The following is a 1490-nucleotide window of genomic DNA, read 5'->3' as shown; positions in this document are numbered from 1 at the left end:
CCCGCGCCCGCAAGGCAGCGCGCACGGCCACGGCGGTCAGCCCAAGCCGGCGCAAGGCCGTCCGGCCCAGCCCGGCCGCGGCCCGGCGCCGCAGGGTCAGCGCCCCGCGGCGGCCAAGCCCGCCCAGGGTCACGGCCAAGGGCAAGGTCAGGGCCAAGGGCAAGGACGCCCGGCACCGCGTCCGGACAACCGCCCGCGCTCCGGCGGTGGCGGCAAGCCCGCCGCCCTGCTCGGCGGCCGTCCGCCGCGCAGCGAGTAAGCAGCATCAAAGGCGCCCGCGGGCGCCTTTTTCATTCCCCCACGGCAGCCCGGTAGGCATGCCAGCTGGCATGGCCGATCACCGGCGCCAGCACCGGCAAGCCGGCGAACCAGGGCAGCAGGGCCAGGCCGATCAGCAGCGTCACCAGGGCGCCCCAGAGCAGCATCACACCGGGCTGCGTGAGCACCAGGCGCAGGCTGGTCAGCGCGGCCGTGACGGCGTCCACCGGGCGATCCAGCAGCATCGGGATGGACACCACGCTGATGGCGTAGATCAGGCCGGCAAACACACCGCCCACGCCCAGGTAGGCCACGATGAAACCCAGGTTCTCGGGGTTCACCAGGGCCAGCAGCGAACCCTTGAAGTCCGGCATGCCGTCAAAGCTGACCGCAAACACCACCAGGGCGGCACGGCCCCAGACCATCTCCAGCACCAGCAGCACCATGCCGAACAGGGCCAGCGGGCCGATGCGGGTCTCGAAGGCCAGCAGCGCGTCGCCGAAGTCCGGCCGCTCGCCACGCTCCAGGCACTGGCTGACGCGATAAAGGCCCAGGCAGAGCACCGGGCCCACCAGCAGGAAGCCCGCCGCCAGGGCCAGCACATAGGCGGGCGCGTGCTCGTAGACCTTCAGCAGGGCCCAGCCCATCACCATGAAGGCGCAGCCGAAAAAGAGGCCGATGAAAGGGGCGCGCAGGAAGTCGCGCAGGCCCAGGCGCAGCCAATGGAAGGGCGCGCCCCAGCCGAGGGGGCGCAGAGTGATGGAGAAGGCGCCGGGCGGCGGTGCGGGGGCGGCTTCGGGGGTGGGGTGGGGTTCAGACATGGTCGCGTCGCTCATGGCGCGCGAGAGTCTCCGCGCGCGGCTTCCGGCGCATCGGGACAAACCACCAAAGGCAGGTCCAGGCGCTGCGCCAATTCACGCAACTCGGCCCGGGTCTTCCCCAGGCACCAGGCGGCCACGGCCTGATGCCGGTCGGGGCGCAGCCAGGCGGCGGGGGACGCCGGGGGCAGGCCGATCAGATCGGCCAGGCGCTGCGCGAAGTGCGGCTCCAGGGCAGCCAGCGCCACCCGGCCGTCCTGGCAGGGCAGCACCTGGTAGAGCGCATGGGCACCGCCGAGCAGGCCGCCGGGCGCCGTCAGGCCCCAGCGCAGCGGGGCGGCCAGGGCGCGGGCGGCGTCGGCCAGGCCCACCTCCAGGCGGCGCGGCCGGGCGCCCTGGGCGCGGCCCAGCGCC

At 74.1% G+C, this 1490-nt stretch carries 2 protein-coding genes and 1 pseudogene; 1 reads left to right on the top strand and 2 read right to left on the bottom strand.

Annotation, left to right across the window (positions count from 1 at the left end; translation table 11 throughout):
- A pseudogene (locus I7X39_RS22950) lies at positions 1–259 on the top strand (DEAD/DEAH box helicase); the annotation flags it as partial.
- Positions 260–290: 31 nt separating this feature from the next.
- On the opposite strand, the gene I7X39_RS22945 reads toward I7X39_RS22950, so the two are convergent.
- Both I7X39_RS22945 and I7X39_RS22940 read right to left on the bottom strand, forming a co-directional pair.
- Positions 291–1079 carry a DUF2189 domain-containing protein gene (locus tag I7X39_RS22945; protein WP_198113690.1) on the bottom strand — a complete coding sequence of 263 codons (789 nt, stop codon included), beginning with the start codon at positions 1077–1079 and terminating at the stop codon, positions 291–293.
- 11 nt (positions 1080–1090) lie between these two features.
- Positions 1091–1490: CoA transferase (locus I7X39_RS22940; protein ID WP_198113689.1), on the bottom strand; the 400-nt coding region annotated here is incomplete at its 5' end.

This window comes from Inhella proteolytica, from assembly GCF_016093275.1.
GTDB lineage: Bacteria > Pseudomonadota > Gammaproteobacteria > Burkholderiales > Burkholderiaceae_C > Inhella > Inhella proteolytica.
Note: the sequence above shows the minus strand (reverse complement) of the source record. Positions and strands in the feature narration are given on the sequence as shown.